General features: G+C 57.8%; 18 protein-coding genes. 13 read left to right on the top strand and 5 right to left on the bottom strand.

The features are described from left to right. Position 1 precedes the first annotated feature (1 nt). Entirely contained in the window at positions 2-817 is an 816-nt protein-coding gene (locus PG871_RS02360) for an ABC transporter substrate-binding protein (protein ID WP_270725584.1), read from the bottom strand. A gap of 118 nt (positions 818-935) precedes the next feature. Further along, on the bottom strand, positions 936-1,976 hold the full coding sequence (locus PG871_RS02355) for a LacI family DNA-binding transcriptional regulator (protein ID WP_270725582.1): 1,041 nt from the start codon (positions 1,974-1,976) through the stop codon (positions 936-938). A gap of 178 nt (positions 1,977-2,154) precedes the next feature. Between PG871_RS02355 and PG871_RS02350 the strand changes: the two genes are divergently transcribed. The 8 genes from PG871_RS02350 to PG871_RS02315 all read left to right on the top strand — a co-directional run bounded on the left by PG871_RS02350 (position 2,155) and on the right by PG871_RS02315 (position 10,530). Next, positions 2,155-3,375 carry an ABC transporter substrate-binding protein gene (locus PG871_RS02350; RefSeq protein WP_270728677.1) on the top strand — a complete coding sequence of 407 codons (1,221 nt, stop codon included), beginning with the start codon at positions 2,155-2,157 and terminating at the stop codon, positions 3,373-3,375. A 188-nt stretch (positions 3,376-3,563) separates the two neighbouring features. Further along, the gene (locus PG871_RS02345) at positions 3,564-4,421 is read left to right on the top strand and encodes a carbohydrate ABC transporter permease (protein ID WP_270725580.1); all 858 of its coding nucleotides are present in this window, start codon (positions 3,564-3,566) and stop codon (positions 4,419-4,421) included. 52 nt (positions 4,422-4,473) lie between these two features. Continuing rightward, complete coding sequence (locus PG871_RS02340) at positions 4,474-5,355, top strand: carbohydrate ABC transporter permease (protein WP_270728675.1); 882 nt, start codon at positions 4,474-4,476, stop codon at positions 5,353-5,355. A 2-nt stretch (positions 5,356-5,357) separates the two neighbouring features. Then, positions 5,358-6,443 carry an ABC transporter ATP-binding protein gene (locus PG871_RS02335; RefSeq protein ID WP_270725579.1) on the top strand — a complete coding sequence of 362 codons (1,086 nt, stop codon included), beginning with the start codon at positions 5,358-5,360 and terminating at the stop codon, positions 6,441-6,443. Positions 6,444-6,467: 24 nt separating this feature from the next. Next, positions 6,468-7,214, top strand: coding sequence for a sugar phosphate isomerase/epimerase family protein (locus PG871_RS02330; RefSeq protein ID WP_270725577.1), 747 nt, complete (start codon positions 6,468-6,470; stop codon positions 7,212-7,214). A gap of 3 nt (positions 7,215-7,217) precedes the next feature. Then, complete coding sequence (locus PG871_RS02325) at positions 7,218-8,348, top strand: Gfo/Idh/MocA family protein (protein ID WP_270725575.1); 1,131 nt, start codon at positions 7,218-7,220, stop codon at positions 8,346-8,348. Further along, complete coding sequence (locus PG871_RS02320; RefSeq protein ID WP_270725572.1) at positions 8,348-9,406, top strand: sugar phosphate isomerase/epimerase family protein; 1,059 nt, start codon at positions 8,348-8,350, stop codon at positions 9,404-9,406. The genes PG871_RS02325 and PG871_RS02320 overlap by 1 nt, the downstream gene beginning before the upstream one ends. Further along, entirely contained in the window at positions 9,406-10,530 is a 1,125-nt protein-coding gene (locus PG871_RS02315) for a Gfo/Idh/MocA family protein (RefSeq protein WP_270725570.1), read from the top strand. The genes PG871_RS02320 and PG871_RS02315 overlap by 1 nt, the downstream gene beginning before the upstream one ends. Before the next feature lie 55 nt (positions 10,531-10,585). Here PG871_RS02315 and PG871_RS02310 read toward each other — a convergent pair whose 3' ends face one another. Continuing rightward, positions 10,586-11,761: an acetyl-CoA C-acyltransferase family protein gene (locus PG871_RS02310; RefSeq protein WP_270725568.1), complete on the bottom strand. Its 1,176-nt coding sequence runs from the start codon at positions 11,759-11,761 to the stop codon at positions 10,586-10,588. A 135-nt stretch (positions 11,762-11,896) separates the two neighbouring features. Between PG871_RS02310 and PG871_RS02305 the strand changes: the two genes are divergently transcribed. From PG871_RS02305 to tdh, 3 genes are all read left to right on the top strand, one after another. Next, positions 11,897-12,454: a helix-turn-helix domain-containing protein gene (locus tag PG871_RS02305; RefSeq protein ID WP_270725566.1), complete on the top strand. Its 558-nt coding sequence runs from the start codon at positions 11,897-11,899 to the stop codon at positions 12,452-12,454. A gap of 292 nt (positions 12,455-12,746) precedes the next feature. Then, positions 12,747-13,934, top strand: a complete 1,188-nt coding sequence (locus PG871_RS02300; RefSeq protein ID WP_270725565.1) for a glycine C-acetyltransferase — start codon at positions 12,747-12,749, stop codon at positions 13,932-13,934. Between the two features lie 14 nt (positions 13,935-13,948). Continuing rightward, a complete protein-coding gene (gene tdh / locus PG871_RS02295; protein ID WP_270728672.1) occupies positions 13,949-14,983 on the top strand; it encodes an L-threonine 3-dehydrogenase in 1,035 nt (344 codons plus the stop codon). 97 nt (positions 14,984-15,080) lie between these two features. Here the strand turns inward: tdh and PG871_RS02290 are convergent, their stop codons facing one another. Continuing rightward, positions 15,081-16,313 (bottom strand): L-lactate MFS transporter, encoded by a 1,233-nt coding sequence (locus PG871_RS02290; RefSeq protein WP_270725563.1) that lies wholly within the window; start codon positions 16,311-16,313, stop codon positions 15,081-15,083. 309 nt (positions 16,314-16,622) lie between these two features. Here PG871_RS02290 and PG871_RS02285 point away from each other — a divergent pair, with 309 nt between their 5' ends. Further along, a complete protein-coding gene (locus PG871_RS02285) occupies positions 16,623-17,579 on the top strand; it encodes a PLP-dependent cysteine synthase family protein (RefSeq protein ID WP_270725561.1) in 957 nt (318 codons plus the stop codon). Positions 17,580-17,597: 18 nt separating this feature from the next. On the opposite strand, the gene PG871_RS02280 is transcribed toward PG871_RS02285, so the two are convergent. Further along, positions 17,598-18,542, bottom strand: coding sequence for an SDR family oxidoreductase (locus tag PG871_RS02280; protein ID WP_270725559.1), 945 nt, complete (start codon positions 18,540-18,542; stop codon positions 17,598-17,600). A 169-nt stretch (positions 18,543-18,711) separates the two neighbouring features. On the opposite strand from PG871_RS02280, the gene PG871_RS02275 reads away from it, so the two are divergent. Then, on the top strand, positions 18,712-19,605 hold the full coding sequence (locus tag PG871_RS02275) for an AraC family transcriptional regulator (protein ID WP_270725557.1): 894 nt from the start codon (positions 18,712-18,714) through the stop codon (positions 19,603-19,605). Positions 19,606-19,693 lie beyond the last annotated feature (88 nt).

Here is a 19,693-nt window from a genome sequence, read left to right as displayed (position 1 = left end):
TTTATTTGATCAGTGGAACGCCTGTGGTCTGTTGCAGCCATTCTGCCTCGATCGCAGAAAGCTTGCCGCTGGCTTTGAGAGACATCAGCGCCTCGTCCACGCAAGCCTTGAGCGGGCTGCCCTCTTCCATCAGCATACCGAACTGGTCGGGGTTTTCGCTGCGGTCGGCGGCAAATTGGCCGATCACGGACGAGCCTTCAACCACAACAGCGGACAGATAAAGCGCGGTTGGCAGGTCAAACAGGGCGGCGTCGATCTGATTGGCCTGCATCGCGGCGGTCACATCGGCGTTGTCACCGTATAGCAGCGGGTCTTTGTTGGGGCCAATCGCATCCATCAGCATCGGCACCGCCGTGGTGCCGCCCATTGCGCCCCAAAGCAACCCTTTGAGAGCCTCCGTTTCGGCAGGCGTGTCAGCGACGTTGCCCGAGACCAGCACGGCCATAGGCGCTGCGTAATAGGGCATGGAGAAATCGACAACTTTCTCGCGTTCTTCGGTGATGGAGAATTGCTGTAGATTGACGTCGAAGTTTTTCGGCCCTGGCTGAATGGCTTCGTCAAAGGAAGACCGCACCCAAGTGACAGAGTCTGCGCCAAAGCCCATTTCTTCGGCGACAGCAAAGGCAACGGCGGCTTCAAAACCCTTACCGCTTTCGGGCGCGTCATCCATGACCCATGGATAATAGGCCGGATTGCCGGTGGCGACGGTCAACGTGCCCTCGGTCATCGTTTTGCCGTCAGCACAATGTCCGTCTGCAAGAGCCGTGGTGGTGGTGAGCGCAAGCGCGGCGGCGGTCAGTGTCAAAAATCTTGTCATAAAAGTCCCCTCAGTCTCAGTGGCATGCCCAACCCTAGGGAGACGGAGCGCGGCTTGTCCAGCTTTGGTCGTGCCATCCTGACGATTTGGTCAACTTTTTGAGACGCTGCCCGGTTTGTCAGCGCGGTGCGGGACCGGTGCTGTCGCGATCCACCAGATGCACGGGCAGGATATAGATTTCCGCGTCGTTTTTCTGACCACGGATGAGCTCAAGAATGGCACGGGCGGCGCTGTGGCCCATTTGGTTGCGGGACTGATGGATGGTGGTCAGCGGCGGATTGAACACTTCGGTCATTTCGATGTTGTCAAAGCCAGCGACGGAGACATCGTTTGGCACGTTGATGCCAGCGCGGGTGAGACCGGCGATCAGACCAAAGGCGATCTGGTCTGACGCGCAGATCCAAGCTGTGGGCGCTTCAGTCATCGCGCCAACTCTCTCTGCAGCGGCGCGGCCAGCATCGATGGAAAAATCGCCGGGAATGGTCCACTCTTCGCGCATATCTCCGCCCAACTCCTGCACGCGCGACTGGAATGCATCACGCCGCACTTGGGCAAGCACATTTGAGGCCGGTCCCATCACATGACCGAATCGCCGATGGCCATTTTCCCAGAGGTGATCGACCAGTTTTTGCACACCGCCGAGGTTGTCAGCCCGCACAGACGGGCATTTTACGTCCTCGACCCATTCACAGGCGAAGACCACAGGACAGGACGGGTTGTTGGCCTGAACTCTGGCAAAGTCAGCTTGCGAAATGCTGCCGTCCAGAACAATCAACCCGTCTGCCTGTCCGGCCGAAATCAGCCGGTCCATCTGGTCGGATGTGAGTGGCGCATCGCCGCTGTCGGTGACAAGCAGGCTGTAGTCCTGGGCGTTCAGCTCACGTTCAAGTCCTGACAAGATGTTGGAAAAGAACGGGTTAGATAGATTGGGAACCAAAGCGAGAATTGCACGGGAGCTGTTCGTGCGTAGATTGCGAGCGGCGCGGTTGACCCGATATCCGGTTTCCTTGACCGCCGCGAGAACTGCGTCGCGGGTGGTTTGAGAAACTTTGTCCGGGTCGTTCAGAACGCGGCTGACCGTGGCCGTAGACACCCCTGCAATGCGGGCGACATCGACAACTTTCGGTGCGGTGCGCGGTGATTTCGGTTTTTCTTCCATTTAATTCTTGACTCAAATTAAGAGCGATGTACCATTTTGTAATCGATTACACATTGTTTGATCTCATCCCACGTACTCGGAGGAGCGGGGACGTTGGAGTGAAACAGTAGTTTGGGAGAACATGTAATCGATTACAAGGGGTGATTAGGCCCCATTTAGGGAGGAAGATATGAATTTTATGAAAGCCACTACCGCTGGCATCGCGTTTTGCGCAGCTGGTGCCGTATCCGCGGCTGAGTTGGAAGTCACACACTGGTGGACATCCGGCGGCGAAGCTGCAGCGGTTGCAGAATTTGCCAAGGCGCTCGACGCCACTGGCCACACTTGGGTTGACGGCGCGATCGCCGGATCCGGCGGCACAGCGCGCCCGATCATCATCAGCCGTATCATCGGTGGTGATCCGATGCACGCCACGCAGCTGAACCACGGCCGTCAGGCAGAAGAGCTGATCGAGGCCGGTCTGCTCTTGGACATTACAGATGTGGCCGAAGCCGGTGGCTGGAAGGACATTATCAACCCTTCGTCGCTGCTTGATAGCTGCACAGTTGATGGCAAGATTTATTGCGCACCTGTGAACATTCACAGCTGGCAGTGGATCTGGCTGAGCCACAAAGCCTATGAAGATGCCGGTGTGCCGGTGCCATCCAACTGGGATGAATATGTGGCTTCTGCCGGTGCTCTCGAAGCGGCTGGCAAAATTCCGTTGGCAATGGGCCAGCAAGCTTGGCAGTCGTCCGGCGCGTTTGGCGTGATCAACGTTGCCGTGGGTGGTGTCGAGCTTTGGAACAAGATCAACGTTCAGAAAGATGCCGAAGCCGCCGGTGGCGCCGAAATGGCAAAAGTGTTTGAAGCCGCCGCCGCAGCGCGCGCCATGGCCGCAAACAGCAATGTTCAAGATTGGAACCAAGCGACCAACCTTGTGATCACCGGTCAGGCCGGCGGTCAGATCATGGGCGACTGGGCACAGGGTGAATTCCAGGTGGCCGAACAGGTTGCCGGCGAAGACTACACCTGTCTGCCGGGTCTGGGCGTGAACGAAGTCATCTCCACAGGTGGCGACGCGTTCTATTTCCCCAAGCAGGGTGATGCGGACATCGAAGCGGCTCAGAAAGAGCTCGCCGCGCTGCTGTTGAGCCCCGAGGTTCAGGTGAACTTCAACCTGAAAAAAGGCTCGCTGCCTGTGCGTGGTGACATCGACCTGACAGCTGCGAACGATTGCATGAAAAAGGGTCTGGAGATCCTTGCAGCGGGTAACATCCTGTTGTCGGGCGATCAGGTTCTGTCTGCAGACACCTCCGGTCAGATCGAAGACCTGATGGTCGAATTCTGGAACGATCCGTCTTACTCGGCTGCCGATGCGCAAGCCAAGTACGCCCAAATCATCGGCGACGCGGACTGATTGCAAAAGATGCGGGGGCTGGCATGTGCCAGCCCCCGCGCTCTTTTCCTTTTACCTGACACAGAATTCAGCTTGGCCCGCCGGAATGCGGGATCAAGTGGGGGACCCTGACAATGGCTGTGACTGACGGCGCGGGGACGGAGTCTGCAAGGACATCCGCCAAGAGGCCCAACCGCCTTTTCAAGAATATGACGGCGAAACTCGCCTCGATCCCGATGGTTTTCACCGCACTGGTGGTCTTTATCGGCTGTACCGCCTGGACGATCTATCACTCGTTCACCAAATCGCGGCTGTTGCCTGCGCCCGACAAATGGGTCGGGCTGGATCAATACGAACGCCTTTGGAGCACGCGGCGTTGGCTTGTGAGCATCGAGAACCTTGCGATCTATGGCATTTGTTCTCTGGTCTTAAGCCTTGTGATCGGCTTCACGCTGGCGGCGCTGCTGGATCGGAAAATCCGTGGCGAAGGCATCTTTCGTACCATTTTCCTTTATCCGTTTGCCCTGTCATTCATCGTAACCGGCCTTGTGTGGCAATGGGTTTTGAACCCACAGTTCGGCATTCAGAGCGTTGTGCAACGCTGGGGTTGGGAGAGCTTTACCTTTGACCCGCTCAACAACGCCGACATCGTAATTTACGGCATCCTGATCGCCGGTATCTGGCAAGGGTCGGGATTTATCATGGTCATCATGCTAGCCGGTTTGCGCGGCATTGATGAAGACATCTGGAAGGCCACGCGAGTCGAAGGCATTCCTGTTTGGAAAACCTACATCGTGGTGATCATCCCGATGATGCGGCCCGTGTTTGTCACGGCGCTCGTGCTGATCGCAGCGGGGATCATCAAGGTCTACGACCTTGTGGTGGCGCAGACGTCGGGGGGACCGGGCATTTCGTCAGAAGTTCCGGCGAAATACGTGATCGAAAAGATGTTCCAATCCCAAAACCTTGGTCAGGGCTTTGCGGCCTCAACCATGATGCTGCTGAGCGTTCTCGTGGTGTTGATCCCATGGGCCTATCTTGAATTCGGAGGCAAGCGCCGTGACTGATGCAACCACCAATACGGGCGTCACGCCGCGAGGTACAAAGCCACGCCGCCGGATGTCACCGCGCAACATCATGCTTTACGGCACGTTGTTTGTCGCCTCGATGTACTACTTGCTGCCGCTTTATGTGATGATTGTAACGTCCCTGAAAGGCATGCCAGAAATCCGGCTAGGCAATGTGTTTTCACCGCCTGTGGAAGTCACGTTTGAGCCATGGGTCAAAGCCTGGGCGGAAGCCTGCACAGGTATCAATTGCGACGGTTTGAGTCGCGGGTTCTGGAACTCCGTACAGATCCTTGTGCCATCAGTGGCGCTGTCGATCGCGATTGCATCGGTGAACGGTTACGCGCTGTCACTGTGGAAGTTCAAAGGCTCGGAGGTGTTCTTCACCATCCTGATCTTTGGGGCCTTCATCCCGTATCAGGTGATGATCTATCCCATGGTGATCCTGCTGCGCGAAGCCGGTGAAGGTCTGTCGTTCATCACTGGCACACGCATTCGGTTGATGGGCAGCGTTTGGGGGCTTGTGATCGTGCATACGGTTTTTGGGATGCCCATTCTGACTCTGCTGTTCCGCAACTACTTTGCATCCGTTCCAGAGGAGCTTTTCAAAGCGGCGCGGGTCGATGGCGCGGGGTTCTGGGGTATCTATTTCCGGATCATGTTGCCGATGGCGTTGCCGATCTTTGTGGTGGCGATGATCCTGCAAGTGACGGGCATCTGGAATGACTTCCTGTTTGGGGTGATTTTCACCAAACCCGACACGTATCCGATGACCGTTCAGCTGAACAATATCGTCAACTCGGTGCAAGGCGTGAAGGAATATAACGTCAACATGGCGGCCACGTTGCTGACCGGCCTTGTTCCACTCATCATCTACTTTGCCTCTGGCAAACTCTTCGTGCGCGGCATCGCCGCCGGCGCGGTAAAGGGCTGACTATGACCAATGTAACTGTCAAAGACCTCACGCTTGAATTTGGCGCAATCCGCGTTCTGGACAAGCTGAACCTTCAGATCGAAGAAGGCGAGTTTCTTGTCCTTCTGGGCGCGTCCGGCTGTGGCAAGTCCACGCTCTTGAACTGCATCGCAGGCCTGCTGGACATCACCGATGGAGAAATCCACATCGGCGGGCGCAATGTGACCTGGGAAGAACCCAGCGAGCGCGGCATCGGCATGGTGTTCCAATCCTACGCGCTTTATCCGCAGATGACTGTTGAGGGGAACCTGTCGTTTGGCCTCAAGAACGCCAAGGTGCCAAAGCCGGAGATTGCTGAGCGCGTGGCGCGGGCTGCGGAAGTTCTGCAAATCGAACCCCTTTTGAAACGCAAACCGGCGGCCTTGTCCGGCGGTCAGCGTCAGCGGGTGGCGATTGGGCGTGCGCTGGTGCGGGACGTGGATGTGTTCCTGTTTGATGAGCCCCTGTCCAATCTGGATGCCAAGTTGCGGGCCGATCTGCGGGTGGAGCTGAAACTGCTGCACCAGAGACTGCAAAACACGATGATTTATGTGACCCACGATCAGGTCGAAGCGATGACGCTGGCGGACCGGATCGCGATCATGCGTGGCGGTTTGGTGCAACAAATTGCCAGCCCAGCCGAGGTCTATAACCGGCCGTCCAACAAATATGTGGCTGGCTTCATCGGCTCGCCGACGATCAACTTCTTCGAAGGCTCGATCACGGATGGCAAAACGCCAGAGTTCCTGACTGCGGACATCAAAATGGGGCTTTCCGGCTATGAGACCTCGCAAGGCGCATTGTCGCCACGGCCCGCATGGCTGGGCATTCGCCCTGAGGCGGTGATCACCGGCACGGATGTTGATGCGCAACCGTTCACAGCTGAAATCACCGTGGAGCTGTTTGAAGCCATGGGCGCGGACACGCTGGTCTACACAACCTTGGCCGGCGCGCCGTTCAGGTTCCGCATGAGCGGACAGGCGCGTGTGACAGCAGGTGACACGCTGCGCATCGGGTTTGACCCGGCGCAGGGCTCTCTTTTTGACAAATCAACCGAGGAGCGTCTGTGACGCCCAGAATTTTCGGAGACTGAAATGGGTTTTTCTTTTCAACTGTATAGCTCGCGCGAAGTGGCGAGCCAGGAAGCCTTTCTGGCGCGTTTGTCAGAGCTTGGCTACACGTCCGTCGAAGGCTACGGCGGCGTTTATGGCGATGCCGACGGCTTTGCCGAGGCATTGCGGGCCAACGGGTTGACCATGCCAAGTGGTCACTTTGGTATCGACGATCTGCGCAGCAATTTCGATGGCATGATGGCTTTGGCCGATACGCTTGGAATCAGCCATGTCATCGTGCCGTATCTGGCCGCCGAGGTGCGTCCGACGGACACGGCTGGTTGGCGGGCGTTTGCACAAGAGCTGGCGGCGATTGGCGAAAAGGTCAAAGCGACCGGCAAAGTTTTCAGCTGGCACAACCACGACTTTGAATTTGAGGCTTTGCCGGATGGCGCCTATCCGATGGAAGTGATGCTGGAAGCCGCACCGACCATTGGTTGGGAGGCCGATCTGGGCTGGGTTGCCCGCGCAGGCCTAGACCCTGCACCATTCATCGAGAAATGGGCAGACCGCATGGTGGCCGTGCACGTGAAAGACATCGCCAAAGAAGGCGAAGGGCTGGACGAGGACGGATGGTCCGACATCGGCGAAGGTGTCGTGGATTGGGCTGGATTGCTCAAGCTGATCCGCGCCAAGGCCCCTGATGCGATCCTTGTGGCCGAGCAAGACAAACCAAATGACGCAGACCGGTTTGCCGCCGTGTCGATGACCAATCTGAAAGGTATGTAAGTCATGAGTAACGCTGTGAATGTCGGCATCATCGGATGCGGCAACATTTCCACGACCTATATGCGCATGGGTCAATTTTTTCGTGACTACAAAGTTGTGGCTTGTGCCGATCTGAACATGGAAGCCGCTAAAGCACGGGCAGCGGAATTTGGTCTTCGGGCGCTGAGCATCGAAGATCTGCTGGCCGATCCGGAGATCGAGATTGTCGTAAACTTGACGATCCCGAACGCGCATTTTGAGGTGTCGAGCAACATTCTGAAGGCTGGTAAACATGTCTATTCCGAGAAACCTTTTGTCCTGACTGCTGATGAGGGCGCTGCGCTGAAAGCTCTGGCCGAGGAAAAAGGCCTGCGGATCGGATCGGCGCCGGACACATTCATGGGTGGCAGCCATCAAAAGGCGCGCGAGATGATTGATAGCGGCGAGATCGGTGCCGTGACATCGGGCACCATCCACGTGATGAGCGGCGGTATGGAGCATTGGCATCCAAACCCCGATTTCTTCTTTGAGCCCGGCGCGGGGCCGATCTTTGATCTGGCGCCTTACTACCTGTCGAACCTTGTTCAATTGCTGGGGCCAGTGTCGCGTGTGGTTGCCATGAGCAGCACGCCAAACAGCCATCGCACAATCGGGTGCGGGCCGCGCAACGGTGAGAAGATTCCGGTCACCACACCGACTACGGTGCATTCGATCCTGCAGTTCGCAAATGGCGCCGTGATCAGTTACGGCACCAGTTGGGACGTGAAGGATCACGGCCATTCCAACATGGAGCTTTATGGGCAAGAGGGCACGTTGTACGTGCCGGATCCAAACTTCTTTGGCGGGCCGCTTCGACTGGCCAAAGGCGACGGGTCGGAGGCGATCATTTCAACCGGCCATCCGTTCAGCCAACCCAACGACGGCGACAATGCCAACTATCGCGGGGCCGGTCTGGCCGATATGGCCGCCGCCATCCGCGAAGGGCATGCGCATCGTTGCAATAACGATCTGGCGGGCCATGTGGTCGAGGTCATGGGCGCCATTCTTGAAGCGGGCGAAACGGGCCAGGCCGTGGACATGAAGACGACCTGCGAACGCCCCGCGCCGTTCAGTGCGGATGACGCGTTTGCCATTATGGAACTGGAGTCGACCTGATGCCGAAGAATATGAAGGGGCCAGCGCTTTTTCTTGCGCAGTTCGCCAGCGACGAAGCGCCGTTCAATTCGCTTGAGACGATTGCAGATTGGGCGTCGGGTCTGGGCTATAAGGGGCTGCAAATCCCGTCGGGCGACGCGCGTCTGATGGATCTGGACAAGGCCGCCGAAAGCCAGGCCTATTGCGACGACCTAAAGGGCATGTTGGGCGAGCGCGGCATCGAAGTGACCGAGCTGTCGACCCATATTCAAGGGCAGCTGTTGGCGGTGCACCCCGCCTATGACAAACAGTTCGACGGGTTTGCGCCTGCGGCTGTGCATGGCAATCCCAAAGCACGGACCGAATGGGCCCATGATCAGTTGATCAAGACCGCACAGGCCTCCCGCAAGTTGGGGTTGGATGTGACGGTGTCGTTCTCTGGCTCGCTGGCGTTCCCTTATCTTTATCCGTGGCCACAGCGGCCAGCGGGGTTGATTGAGGAAGCGTTTGACGAATTGGCGCGGCGGTGGAAGCCGGTCATGGATGCCTATGACGATCTGGGCGTGGATATTGCGTTTGAACTGCATCCTGGTGAGGACCTGTTTGACGGGGCCACGTTTGAGATGCTGCTTGCGCGGCTGGACAACCATCCGCGATGCACGATCAACTATGATCCGAGCCATTTCCTTTTGCAGCAACTGGATTATCTGGCGTTCATCGACATCTATCATGAGCGCATCAAAGCGTTTCACGTCAAAGACGCTGAGTTCCGTCCGGATGGGCGGCAAGGTGTTTATTCGGGCTATCAGCCGTGGGTCGATCGGGCTGGACGGTTCCGCAGCCTTGGCGACGGTCAGGTCGATTTCCGCGCGATTTTCTCGAAACTGGCGCAATACGGCTATGAAAGCTGGGCGGTGCTGGAATGGGAATGCTGCCTGAAAGACAGCGCAACGGGCGCCGCAGAAGGCGCGCCGTTTATTATGGATCACATCATCGACGTCACCGAAAAAGCGTTTGATGATTTTGCCGACAGCGGGCTGAGCAAACAGGAAACCCGCGAATTGTTGGGGTTGTCGTAATGCGACGCTTGAAACTTGGCATGGTCGGCGGCGGTGAAGGCGCGTTTATCGGCGGCGTTCACCGCATGGCTGCAAGGCTGGATGACCGGTGGGAACTGGTCGCAGGCAATCTGTCGTCCACACCAGACAAAGCGGCACGGTCTGCCGCAGCCATTGGTTTATCGCGCAGCTATGGGTCTTACACCGAGATGGCGAAGGCCGAGGCGGCGCGGGAGGACGGTATTGACGCAGTGTCGATTGTGACGCCAAACCATATGCATATTCCGGTGGCGCGGGCCTTTCTTGAAGCTGGCATCAATGTGATCTGCGACAAGCCGCTGACCACGGATCTGGCCACTGCGCAGGCGTTCGCGGCGGATTGCGAAGGCTACGATGCGCAGTTTTTCCTGACGCATAATTATACCGGCAGTCCAATGGTGCGCCAAGCGCGGCAGATGGTGGCTGAGGGCATGTTGGGCAACATCCGGTTGATCCATGCGGAGTACTTGCAGGATTGGCTGTCCCGCCCTGCGGACCCCGACAACGTGCAGGCTGCATGGCGTACCGATCCGGTGCGCACGGGTGGTGCAGGTGCGATTGGCGACATCGGCACGCATGCCTATAATCTTGCGTGCTTTGTGGCAGGCGAAACCGCCAGCCATCTCGCAGCGGATTTGCAAAGCTTTGTGGACGGGCGCGAAGTGGACGACAACGCCAATATCCTGCTGCGGTTTGGCTCGGGTGCGCGGGGGTCAATCTTTGCCAGCCAAGTTGCGACGGGTACGGAAAACGGTCTGAAGCTGCGCATTCATGGCGACAAAGGCGGGCTGTTTTGGGCGCAGGAAAATCCCAACGAACTGATCTTTACACCGATGGGCGCGGCCGAGCGGCGACTGACACGTGGCGGGGCTGGTGCGATGTCGGCGGCTGAAGATGTGTCGCGCATTCCGGCGGGCCATCCCGAAGGCTATTTGGAAGCGTTTGGCACGCTGTATCGCGAAGTGGCGGACCACCTTTTGGACGGCAAAACTGCTGTATCAGAGACTGTTCCGGGGATTTCGGAGGCTGTGGCGGGTATGGCGTTTATTGATGCCTGCCAGCGGTCCAGCAAAGAGGATGCCGCGTGGTGTGATCTGACCTCCTGAGGTCGCGACACGCGGGCAGAAACGGCGCGGAGGGGGCTCCGCGCCGTTTTGCGTTTTAGATTCGTTCAATCGCGATGGCGATGCCTTGGCCACCACCGATGCACATGGTGATGAGGCCCTTGGAGCCGCCTGTGCGGTCCAGTTCATACATCGCTTTCACAGTGATGATCGCACCGGTTGCGCCCACTGGGTGGCCCAGAGCAATCGCGCCACCGTTGGGGTTCACTTTGGCAGGATCAAGACCAAGACCTTTGTTCACGGCAATCGCTTGTGCGGCGAAGGCTTCGTTGCTTTCGATCACGTCAAAATCGGTGATCGACAGACCGGTTTTGGCCAGAAGGTTTTCAACGGCAGGCACGGGACCGATGCCCATGACCTCGGGACGCACACCCGCGTGGGCGTAACCCAGCACGCGGAACTTTGGCGTCAGGCCCGCCTTTTCGGCAGCTTCGGCACGCGCCAGAATGATGGCGCCCGCGCCGTCGTTGATGCCGGATGCGTTGCCAGCAGTTACGCGGCCGTCTTTCTTGAAGACCGCGCGCAGTTTGCCCAAGGATTCCATAGTCGAAGCCGTTGGATGTTCGTCGCGGGCAAAGGGCACCATGTCGCGGCGCACTTTGACGTCGATTGGCACGATCTGGTCATCGAAATAGCCGGCCTCAATCGCAACTGCGGCGCGTTCTTGGCTGGCAAGCGCGAAGGCGTCCATATCGGCGCGGGTCACGTCGTGCTCATCCGCAACGTTTTCTGCCGTCACACCCATGTGGCCGGTGCCAAACGGGCAGTTCAACGCGCCAAGCATCATGTCGAGCGTTTTAACGTCGCCCATTTTCTGACCCCAGCGCTGGGACTGCATGATGTAGGGCGAGCGGGACATGTTTTCGGCGCCACCGGCCAGCGCGAAATCAGCATCGCCCAGCATCAGGGACTGCGTGGCGGACACGATGGCTTGCGCGCCGGATCCGCAGAGGCGGTTCACGTTCATCGCAGGTGTGGTGTCGGGAATACCGGCCTGCATCGCGGCCACGCGGGACAGGTACATGTCGCGGGGTTCGGTATTGATGACGTGACCATAGACCACTTGGCCGATCTGGCCGCCTTCAACGCCTGCGCTTTCCATCGCGGCTTTGGCAACGGTCGCGCCAAGATCGATGGGGGCTGTGTTGGCAAGTGCGCCGCCGAATGTGCCGATGGCGGTACGTGCGCCGCCGAGAATGACGATGTCTGACATGGGGTGTCCTCCTATGAATTCGTGTTGGTCGCACTATGCAGGTGCAGCATTGCGGAGTCAGCAGAAACGGCGCGTCACGGTATTCTTACGGGCGCACGATTGACAAAGGGGCCGCGATCAAAGCATTTCAGAGGGATGGATAACGACTTGCCGATACTTGATCTTTTGCCCGCACGATTGCGCGAGGCGCGCCGCAGTCAAGGGTTGTCGCTGGATGCGGTGGCCAAGCTGTCCGGTGTCAGCAAATCCATGGTCAGCCAGATTGAACGCGGCGAAAGCAGTCCGACAATTGCGACGCTGTGGAACCTGACGCGGGCGTTGCAGGTGGATTTTGCAGGGCTGCTGGATGCGGATGCGGGCGACAAGATCGACGTTCTGCGCGCCAGCGATGTACCGAGTTTTGACAAGATGGGTCAGGGATGTCTGATCCGTGTTTTGTCGCCGCCCGAAGAGGCTGGCGGGCATGAGGTCTATGACATTACCTTTGAGGTGGGCGGTAGTTTGAAGAGCCAGCCGCATGCGCGGGGCGCGGCGGAGCAGTTGACTGTTTTAAAAGGCGCGGTGCGGGTGACCAGCGGCAGCGCGGCGCAGGATTTGACCGAGGGTGATACCGCACGTTACGCGGCGGATGTCGCGCATGCGATTGAAGCCAGCGCGGCAGCGCGGGTTTTTTTGATTGTGAAGAATGCTTGATTACTGAGGGTCGCGCCCGAGCCTGGTTGGGCGCTTTTCTTCCAGTTTCAATTTGGCGAACCATCACCGAAGTTTTTGGTCTAACCATCTTTTGAATCGTAGCAATGCGCCCTCCCTGGGGGAGGCTCGGGCGCGGCCCGGGGCCTGCGGCCTGATCCGGGCCAAAGGAATCATGCTACACTGCTTTCAACAATTTCCCCAATCGCGGATTTTTGTCCGCTATCTTGAATTTCCACCTTTTCGGACGCACATCCGTTATGCTAGAAGCCATTCCATCATTATGGAGACTCCCATGTCAGACGCATTCCTGAACGACATTCGCGACACGTTGAAAACCATCGAGGCCGAGGGGCTGATGAAACGTGAGCGAATGATCACCTCGCCTCAGGGCGGTGAGATTGCGGTCGGCGACGCGGATGTCATCAACCTTTGTGCCAACAACTATCTTGGGCTGGCGGACAATCCGGCACTGATCGAGGCCGCCAAAGGCGCGATGGATCCGCGTGGGTTCGGCATGGCGTCGGTGCGGTTCATTTGCGGCACGCAGGACATTCACCGCAAGCTGGAACAAAAGCTGGCGGATTTTCTGGGCAAAGATGACTCGATCCTGTTTGCCGCCTGTTTTGACGCCAATGGCGGGCTGTTTGAGCCGCTGCTGGGGCCAGAGGACGCAATTGTGTCGGACAGCTTGAACCACGCGTCGATCATTGACGGCATCCGTCTGTGCAAGGCGAAACGCTATCGCTATGCCAACAACGACATGGGTGATCTCGAAGAGATGCTGAAGCACGCCAAGAACGAAGGCGCGCGGCACATCATGATAGCGACGGACGGCGTGTTCAGCATGGACGGATATCTGGCCAATCTGCCGGAGATCACGCGACTGGCGAAACAATATGGTGCGGTGGTCATGGTCGATGACTGTCACGCGACGGGCTTCATGGGGCCGAACGGCGCCGGGACGCCGGATCATTTTGGCGTGGATGTGGACATCCTGACGGGAACATTGGGCAAAGCACTTGGAGGAGCCATCGGCGGTTATATCGCCGGGCCGCAGCCAGTGATTGACCTGCTGCGGCAGCGGGCGCGGCCCTATTTGTTCTCTAATTCGCTGCCGCCAAGTATTGTGGCTGCCGGAATCGAGGCGATCCGGTTGGTTGAAAACGGGGCCAAAGACCGCGTGCAGTTGCGAGAAAATGCGCGGTATTGGCGGTCCGGTTTGGAAACGCTGGGCTTTGACATTCTGCCCGGCGAACATCCGATCATTCCGGTTATGTTGGGCGAGGCGCAGTTGGCACAAGACATGGCCGCCAAGCTGTTTGACGAAGGCGTTTATGTGAGCGGTTTCTTCTTTCCTGTGGTGCCACGCGGAAAAGCCCGCATTCGCACTCAGATGAATGCCGCACTGACCAAGGACGAGCTGGATCGCGCGCTGGCGGCCTTTGGCAAGGTGGGTAAAGAGTTGGGGATCATCCAATGAGCAAGCCAAACACCATGACGGCCCTGGAAAAATCCAAGCCGGAGGAAGGACTTTGGATGGTACAGGCGCCGGTGCCGGAAATCGGGCCGGACGAGGTGCTGATCAAAATCAACAAAACCGGCATTTGTGGCACGGATATTCACATCTGGAACTGGGACGATTGGGCCAGCGCAACGGTGCCGGTACCAATGATCACCGGCCACGAGTTTGCTGGTGAGATTGTTGAAATGGGACGCAATGTCGACGGGTTGTCGATTGGCCAGCGATGCAGCGGCGAAGGCCATGTGATTGGCCATGAAAGCCGTCAGTCGCGCGCTGGCAAGTTTCACCTTGATCCCGGCACGCGCGGCATTGGTGTGAATATTCAGGGGGCATTTGCGCAATATTTGCGCCTGCCCGCGTTCAACGTGGTGCCCCTACCCGATGATATCCCTGATGAAATCGGCGCCATTCTGGACCCGCTGGGCAATGCGGTTCACACGGCGCTGAGTTTTGATTTGCTGGGCGAAGATGTTTTGATCACCGGCGCAGGTCCGATTGGCATTATGGCAGCGGCCATCGCCAAACATGCTGGCGCACGACATGTGGTGATTACGGATATCAACCCGGATCGATTGGCGCTGAGCCGTCATGTGGTGCCGAATGCGCGCACGGTGAATGTAGCGCAAGAAGACCTAAACGACGTGATGCACGAGTTGGACCTGAAACAAGGCTTTGACGTGGGTCTGGAGATGAGCGGTAGTCAGCAGGCGCTGGACCAGATGGTCGAGGCGCTGGTGATGGGCGGCAAGATCGCGCTTTTGGGCATTCCACCCGGCAAATCGCCGGTGGATTGGTCGCGCATCGTGTTCAAGGCAATCACCATCAAAGGCGTTTATGGCCGTGAGATGTTTGAGACGTGGTACAAGATGATTGCCATGTTGCAGAACGGGTTGGACGTGAGCCGCGTGATCACCCATGAATTGCCCCTGGGCGATTTCAAAGAAGGATTTGCTGCGATGAAATCAGGTAAATCAGGCAAGGTGGTGCTGGACTGGCGCGGAATCTGAGAGAGGCGTTGGCTCCGTCACAACGTGGTTTCTTTGGAACAAAAAAGCCCCGCCGGATCATTGGGATCGGGCGGGGCTTTGCTTTTGGTGGCTTCGCTTAAACTGCGGCAGGGACCGCCTTAGGCTCTGTGACTTCGCTTGGACGCGAAGGTGGTTTGGTCACGAAGGCGATCAAGGCCGCAGCCGCAAGCATGGCCGCGCTGATCATATAAGCCGAAGTGAAGTTGCCGGCAGTGTCAAAGCTGCGAGAGGCGATCACCGGACCCAATGCGCCCGACAGACCCCAGCCAAGATAGACAAGGCCATAGTTGGCGCCGTAGCCTTTGAGGCCGAAGAAGTCAGCCGTCAAAGACGGGAAGACGCTGAGCAACGTGCCATAGAACATCGCGCCCATGATGGCGCCTGCGATGAGCATGACTTCGGTCGAGATGCCCATGAACAGCCACATGTTTGCGGCTTGCAGCACGAAGACAACGATCAGCGTGTTCACGCGGCCGAGTTTGTCCGACACCATACCGCCGATCACACGACCGGCTGCGTTGGCAATCGCCAGCAGGCTGACGAGGTAAACCGCGCCCTCTAGACCGACCTGGAGAGCACCAATCTGGGTGATGTTGCCGATCAGCATGACACCGGCGCTGGAGGCCAGAGCGAACATGACAAACAGGAAATAGAACTGACGGGTCTTGAGCATTTCGCGCCATGTCATTTCGATGCCAGTGTCGGTGGCTTTCGGTGCCCAGTCTTTAGGGCCCTCAGCCACGTATCCTTTGGGCGGGTTGACCACGGTCATACCGAGGCTCACGGAAACAACGGTGATACCGGCGCCGAGGATCACAAAGGCGGTCTGCACACCGTAGGCATCCAGAAGTATATTGGTCAGCGGAGCGACATAGACCGCACCAAAGCCGAAGCCACCCACGATCAGGCCACTGACGAGGCCTTTTTTCGAGGGGTGCCACCACTTCATCGCGGCAGGTGTCACGCAGGCATAGGCAAAGCCGATACCGGAGCCGACGACCACCCCGAAGGTGATGACCACTGCGACCGGATTGGTCAGCAGGCCGGTAAGCATCATGCCCGCGCCAACAAGGCCGCCGCCGACCATGATGATACGTCTGGGACCGATTTTGTCTTGCATCACGCCAGCTGCAAGCGTGGCGATGGAAAACACAATGATGGCGACACTGTAGGGCGTGGAGGCCTGTGTGGCGGTCCAGCCAAGGTCATTGATCAGGGCGTCTTTGAAGACGCTCCAGGCGTAGAGAACGCCAATAGAAAGGTTGATACCGATCCCTGCAAGCAGGATCGTCAAAGGTCTTGTCGGCATGATACCGCTCCAATGTTTGAGGTGTGACGCGGCTCTAGATCGGCATTTTTGAAGGGTAAAGCGGCGTCGAACACCGCACGGCTGGCTGCGCGGCGAATGGCTCAGCCAGCCAACTCCATAGGCCAAGAGTGGCCTAAAGCCGGTTGAGTTGGCTTCGGGAATCGGCGAAATTTGGCCAATCGGTCAAATTTCGAGGGCGCGTGATCCAAGTGATTGGCCGCGACCAATGACACCACGCTGTTTGTCCCTCTTGGCCTTTGACAGATTCGCCGCCAATGTGGTCCTCGTTTACAATCTGGGGAGAGCGACATGGCAGCTGAGAGCTTGTTAGACGTGATTGGCGGCACGCCGTCTGTGTGGTTAGACCGGTTGGTGGCTGCGCGTGGGCTGGAAGGCCGAATTCTGGCAAAGCTGGACTACTTGAACCCCGGCTTTTCCAAAAAAGACCGCGCCTCCAAGGGCATCATTGAGATGGCAGAGGCAAGCGGGGATCTGCGGCCCGGACAGACGGTGGTGGAACTGACCAGCGGCAACATGGGCACTGGATTGGCAATTGTGTGCGGTCTGAAAGGCTATCCGTTTGTTGCCGTCATGAGTCGAGGCAATTCAGTGGAGCGGGCGCGGATGATGGAAGCGTTGGGGGCTGAGGTTGTGTTGGTGGATCAACTTCCGGGTTCGGTGACAGGCCAGGTATCGGGCGGCGATCTCGAAGAAGTCGACAAAGTGGCACGCCGGATCGTGACAGAGCGGGGCGCGTTTCGGGCGGATCAGTTTCACCATACCGGCAATGCGCGGGCGCATTTTGAAACCACGGGGCCGGAGATCTGGCGCGACAGCGACGAGACACTCACGGCGTTTGTGGATTTTGCGGGCTCTGGCGGCACTTACGCCGGCACCGTTAAGGCGCTGAAAGGATTAGACACGAAGGTGCGTGGATATGTTGTGGAGCCGGAGGGCGCCGCCGCCTTGGCGGGCACTGCGGTCACGTCGCCTGATCATCCGATACAGGGCGGCGGCTATGCTATGGCGGATTTGGAGTTCTTGCGCGACGCGCAGGTAGATGGGTTCGTGACTGTCACCGGCGCCAAAGCCCGCGACACAACGCGGGCCCTGGCCAAAGAAGAAGGCATCTTCGGCGGATTTTCCGCCGGAGCCAATGTCGCGGCCGCACTTGAATTGTTGGCGGGACCAGAGAAGGGCGGCGTCATTGGCGTTGTAATCTGTGACAGCGGGTTAAAATACCTGTCGACGGATTTATGGGCCTAAGCGCGCAGAAGTCAGCTTTTACGGCGCCCAGCTTAGGGACGTCTTTTCCTCTGACAGCGTCCACAGCTTAGCGGCCATGTCTTTATCGAGGGCGCAGTCATCCAAGGGACAGGCGTCGATTGGGCCCACCGTCTGTGACCGCTTGGTCGGACCATAGAGCCTTTCCAACTCAAGGCTGTTTTCTGTCGCACACATGACCTCGGGCCAAGAGCCCTTTTCAGCGGATTGTGCGACGATGCGGGAGAGAATGGCCCACAAAACTTTGTTGAACCGGCTGGCCGTGTCTTTGAGCAAATTGGTGCGCGACGCGCCGGGATGGCAGACCTGAACCTGAACCGATTTGCCTGCGGCTTGAACCCGGCGCTGCAATTCATAGGCAAACATCATCTGTGCCAACTTGCTTTGCGCATAGGAGTTCCACGCGGTGTATTTCGTGTCGAAATTCAGGTCATCAAACTGAATTTTCTTCAGTCCCATTTTGTAGGCATTGCTGCCAACAACCACGACACGCCCTGAGGACTCCTCGATGCGATCAAAGAGCAGTCCGCACAACAGGAAGTGACCAAAGTGGTTCACCCCAAGTTGACTTTCAAAGCCGTCCACAGTGATTTCTTGATTGGCGACCTGAGCGATAGCCGCATTGCATATGAGCGCGTCGATCCGGGCCACCTGCCCTAACAACTCCGCAGCGGCGTCGCGAACGGACGCCAGTACGGCGAGGTCCATTTGCACGAATGTCACATCAGCGCCCGTGCCAAATTCCTGTTTCAGGGTGGCGATGGCGTCATTTGACTTGTTGGTGCTCCGGTTCAGCATCACCACCCGCGCGCCTTTGGACAGGAGCGTTCGCGCGGCCTCAAATCCAGCACCGGCATTGGCGCCAGTGATGACATATGTCTTGCCAGTCAAAGACCCGATCCGGTCAGGGGTCCAGCCGTTGGGTCCAAATTTTTTAGGTGTCATCTTGTTTCTCCTGCCAACGGTGATGCGGTGGTGCGCCGAGGGATGCTTCAATCTCAAAAACTAAGATAAATCTCATCTTCACTCAAAAACAGGCGAAATAGTCGCTAATACATGCCTATTCGTGTCACCCAGATTGAAATGCGCATTTTCTCGGTGTTACGGTCCCTGTATGAGCAAGCAGCAGATCAAATCCCTGATTGAATCCCGTGCCCACGAAGATGGCATGGTCGACACCGGTATCAAGGGTGTGCAGCTATTTCGTATCACGTCGCCGCTTCGTTGTGCCCCGGCGGTTTATGAACCCACCGTGGTGGCCATCGTCAGTGGGGTCAAAGAAGCCATTTTGGACGGCAAGCGATATGTCTATGACAGCAGTCAGTACATGTGTTGTCCCACATCGATGCCAGTGGAGGCCGGCACACCGGCAGCATCGCCCGAAAACCCGCTTTTGGGTGTAATCATATCGTTGGACCCACGTGTCATGACCGAGCTCGCGATCCATATGGAAAACGCACCCGGTGCCGTTCGCCGGCCCAAAGGCGGGCCGCTTCCGCAGGGGCTCACGCTTGCCCCATGGGACGTGTCCTTTACCGACGCATTGCTGAGATTGCTGCAATTGGGGGACAGCCCGTCGGATACGACTGTGCTCGGCGACAGTCGGCTTCGAGAGCTTTATTACGCGGTGCTAAAGGGGGCCGCAGGAGATTCGGCGCGGCGCGCCTTTGGGGCGGGGAACGAAATCTCGCGGGCGATTGAGCATCTGTCGTCTTGTTTGGACAAACCCGTTACCATTGATGAATTAGCCGCTCAGGTCGGGATGAGCCGCGCGGTGTTTCATCGTAAATTCAAGCAGGCGACGACTATGTCGCCCATCCAATTTGTCAAATCCATGCGCCTGAACAACGCCGCGATGAAAATCGCAGGCGGGATGAATGTCAGCGAGGCAGCGCTGGATGTGGGGTATGTGAGTTCTTCTCAATTCAGCCGAGAGTTCAAACGCATGTACGGGCAATCTCCTCGGCAGTGGAGCTATGCCGCGCAATTGCCCATGGGCATGGCGTGAGCCTCTCCGATCTTTGTCGCATTAATTGCGTCAGTCGCCGCTCTTGTTCGAGAGGCCGCCGCGCTTTAGTGTCCGTCAATGAACACTT

It is taken from the genome of Shimia sp. Alg240-R146 (assembly GCF_947331465.1).
Lineage (GTDB): Bacteria > Pseudomonadota > Alphaproteobacteria > Rhodobacterales > Rhodobacteraceae > Shimia.
The sequence above is the reverse complement of the archived record's forward strand: the minus strand, read 5'-3'. Positions and strand labels throughout refer to the sequence as shown.